Source organism: Oscillospiraceae bacterium, from assembly GCA_035380125.1.
Taxonomy (GTDB): Bacteria; Bacillota; Clostridia; order Oscillospirales; family JAKOTC01; genus DAOPZJ01.
Window position 1 is genome coordinate 107,221 of the sequence record DAOSWV010000010.1, and the last position, 3,763, is coordinate 110,983.

The window sequence follows — 3,763 nt, forward strand, 5'->3', positions numbered from 1 at the left end:
ATGGTCCAATAGCTGATGCCGCCGAGGTTATATTGATTGACCAAAAGCAGTTTGGCCCGGATGCTGCGTGCGTCTTCAAACCACACGGCATGGCGCTTTCCCCCGCTGTAATAATAGTAATAAGGCGACTGAGCCGTGATGTCAAATTCGATATTGGCTCCCACACGGGCCGCCTGCTCCACCGCCTCAACATTGGAAAGGGTGCGTGCTGCTGAACCCTGTACAAAAGGCAGTGTCCAGTCGTAGCCGTAATTGGGGATTCCCATCAATATTTTCTGACTCGGAATCGCTGTGACGGCGTATTGGATGACCCTGCGTACTTGATCCAACGGGGCGACGGCGCGCGCGGGACCGTAGGTATATCCCCATTCGTACGTCATGATGATGACATGGTCGGCCACTTCTCCGTGGACGGGGTAGTCGTGTGCCTCATACAGCAACCCGGGCTGGGAAGCGCTGACTTTCGGGGCGACGGCGGTGGTCAGGGTATAGCCCATCGGTTTGAGCAGAGCGGCTGTTTTGCGCAGAAAAGCGTTGTAAGCCTCCCGGTCGCTGGGGTAGATGAATTCGAAATCGATATCCAGACCATAGTAATTCTTGCTCTGCAGCGTTTGAACGACATTGTTCAGCAGGGTGTCCTGCACCGCTTGATTGTTCAGGATGGTACTGCCGAGTTCGCTGCTGAAACCGCCGCCTTCTTCGATATTGGTGATGACCATCATCGGGGCGACTCCTCCGGCTCGGGCGGCTTGAATTAGTGGGGTATCGTTGATAGTTGACAGGCTGCCGTCGGGTTTGACCTCATAATTGAATATCGAGAGATATGTAAGATCGGGCAGAACGCTTTGCAGTAATTCCATATTGATGTTCGGGAAAGCGTATCCGTTGACATCGATAGTGCCCAGTTTGGGCTGCGGGGGGATGTTGATCACCTGACCGATGTTGATCCGCGCGGGATTGGTGATTTGGGGATTTGCCTGCTGCAGTGCCGTCAGCGTAATGCCGAACATGCGCGAGATGGAATAGAGGGAATCGCCGGATTTGACGGTATAGGTACTCGGAAGCGGAATCACCAAGGCCTGCCCGATGACCAGTCGATCGGGATTGGTTAGGCCGTTGGCCTGTATAATTGCCGCAGAGGACACGCCGTAAATTTGTGAAATGGAATAGATGCTGTCTCCCGGCTTAACCACATAAATGACCATATTCATTCTCCTTTGACTGTTTTACTTTACAGTATATGTGCACAACCAAAGGTGAGTGAGTAAGGAGAAAAAATAGGGGCGGCCCCATGTGGCCGCCCGTATGCGAATGTTTGTAGGGGCGAACTGCGTTCGCCCGTACATGATATCAATTTAATAGACTAAGCCCCGGAAGTTTTTAACGCGGTGGAAGGTGATGACGTTGCCGTTGTGAGCGGTGGCGGCCTCTTCGTCGCCTGAGCGGCTTAATATGCAGAGATCCTCGCCGTCGATGGCCATCGAGGCGTAGTGCCGCGCCTGCCGCTGGGTCTTGCCCGCGGCGACCAATCCCGCGAAGCACCAATCGATGCAGTTTTTTGAAAAATGCAGCGTCAGCCGTTGGCGTTCGTTGTCGGGCAGGCCGTACCGGTCGTCCTCCATGTCTTCGAGCTTGACCATGCTGTCGGTCGACTGCGTGCTCAGCAGCCAATAGAGTTCGGTGACATCATCGTATAAAATATGAAATTTCATCTGGCCGCCGGGGCAGGGTACGAACACCATCGTCTTGCCGGAGGGGGCAGTTTCGAGCATCGAGGTCATGGTGCCGTCGGGGTTTTCGACGACTTTCAACATCGCAGCGATGTTGGTGCGCTCGGTATTGGCCCGCGCCCAGATATGAAAAGTATGGCCGGTCGGGTCGTATAGGGGATGGCGGGGATCGGTGAACTGCACAACGTTGGATTCCAGCCAACCGAGCGGCGCGGTATAGCGGTGCGGCGCGAGTTCGGTACTTTCCTCTTTTTCGGTCAGCAAAAACGGAATACCGAAATATTCGATTTTGTCCGAATCAACGAAGTCCTTGAAGACGATCTCCGAGGCGAACGTCCAATTTTCTTTTTTCGTCAGGTCGGTGCCGAGCTTGCCGCGCATCAGAAAGGGCGAGAGGGTCGAGACCCACGACCGCTTGACGTTTTTCTTATGCCGTTCCATGACGAGATAGATATATCCGTTTTTATAAAGCACGTTGCAGGGGGCTTGATGCCAGTTTTCACCCTGTGTAAAAAATTCGGGCTTTGTCCAAGTCAAACCGCCGTCGTCGGAGCGGATGACCGACAAGTCCTCGGCGTGACCGACGATATAAAGCGTATCGCCGTCCAAAAACGGGCGGGCATGCAGCAGCGGATAGTTGGCGGTGTGTGTCCAGGTCTTGCCGCCGTCGTCGGAGATGTAAACACGGCCCTGCCAGGAGAAGGTCGAACCGTCTTTTCTTTTACCTTCATATTTGACGCCCGGGACGATGTCCATACCAGCGCCCGAGATGTCCATGGTGATCACGATCCGGCCGCTTTTCATGACGCAGATACCGGGGCTGTAGAGGTAGACATCTTTGGGAGAGGGCGATTTACAGACGGCGACATAATCGTCGGCCAGCGGGGTGATGCAATGTTCGTTTTTCATGTTTCTTTACTCCTTTAATCTATATCATAAAGCCACTGCTTTAAAATACCGTCTTGGCTGCCGCAGGCCAAAATTTCACCGGTGATCTCACCGTTTTCAAGATAAACGGAGCTGATATCAGCGGCGGTTTTCGCACCCGGACTGCGGTCGCCCGCACCGTTGAAAAGATTGAGATTAACCGGGATAAAATCACCGTTTTTATCTTCGCGGTAATGACCCCATAACCCAATTTTATTGGGAATGGGTTTAAAATGCCGCAGAAATAATTCTTTTTGCCCGTCTTTGAGAAAAACTCTGGGCATCTCGCAGCCGCTGTCTACCGAGAAAGCGGGAGTTTTATCCGAAACAAAATGCAAATCGTTTTCGTTCGACCGCGCAAATCCCACCGAAAAAATCCGCTCGGAGCCGGTTTTATAAAAACCCTTATAATAGAGCAGAAATTGCCCGTTTTGAAAGATTGCACAAGGGTCGTCGACACGCATGGAGCGCCAATATGCATCGGTGTCAATGACGATGCCCTTTTTCTCGAACGGGCCGGTGATGCGTCCGAGTTCGTCCGCCGGAGCGACGGCAAGACAGATGCGGCTGATTAAGTATCCGGGCTCGCCGGGACCTGCCAGCGAATTCATTTCGCCGACGGGGGTCTGCCTGCCCGCGTAAAACAGATAGATTTTATCGTTATGGTATAAAATACCCGGTGAGGAAGCCCCGTAATCATCGGGCTGACCTAAAGTACTTTTTTCGACCGCGATGCCTTGATACTGCCAGTGCAGCAGGTCGGGGCTGTCGTATTGCCGGATGTCGGAAGCCCATGACTGGATGGTGTTTTGCGCTGCGTCGATGAAATCGGTGAAAAGGTGGTACATGCCCGCCTTATCCCGATAGCAAGCCGTCATCCGGGTGTGGTGCGGCGACAGATCGAAACAGGGATTTGGCGTGGCGAGGCGAAACGTATAACTCGATGGAGCCATAATTCATAAAACCCTTTCGTGAATTTCTGCGGGTTATTATAACAGAAATTCTTGACAGTGACAAGAAAAAGTCCAAAATCGGGCAAGCTGAACGCGAAATGTAGGATTACAATTGATGTGTTACAAAAGGGAGGAGGAAAAAAAGAGTAGCGA

Annotated in this window: 3 protein-coding genes; all 3 read right to left on the reverse strand. The window is 52.6% G+C overall.

Annotated features, from left to right (window positions below):
* A partial coding sequence (locus tag PK629_05530) for a LysM peptidoglycan-binding domain-containing protein (protein ID HOP10934.1) occupies window positions 1-1,205 on the reverse strand: 1,205 nt, incomplete at its 3' end.
* A 150-nt stretch (window positions 1,206-1,355) separates the two neighbouring features.
* Window positions 1,356-2,639: a sialidase family protein gene (locus PK629_05535; protein ID HOP10935.1), complete on the reverse strand. Its 1,284-nt coding sequence runs from the start codon at window positions 2,637-2,639 to the stop codon at window positions 1,356-1,358.
* 14 nt (window positions 2,640-2,653) lie between these two features.
* A complete protein-coding gene (locus PK629_05540) occupies window positions 2,654-3,610 on the reverse strand; it encodes a hypothetical protein (GenBank protein HOP10936.1) in 957 nt (318 codons plus the stop codon).
* Window positions 3,611-3,763 lie beyond the last annotated feature (153 nt).

Coding starts and splice junctions, on each gene's coding strand:
- PK629_05535 (HOP10935.1), bottom strand. CDS start 2,639: ATGAAAAACGAACATTGCATCACCCCGCTGGCCGACGATTATGTCGCC.
- PK629_05540 (HOP10936.1), bottom strand. CDS start 3,610: ATGGCTCCATCGAGTTATACGTTTCGCCTCGCCACGCCAAATCCCTGT.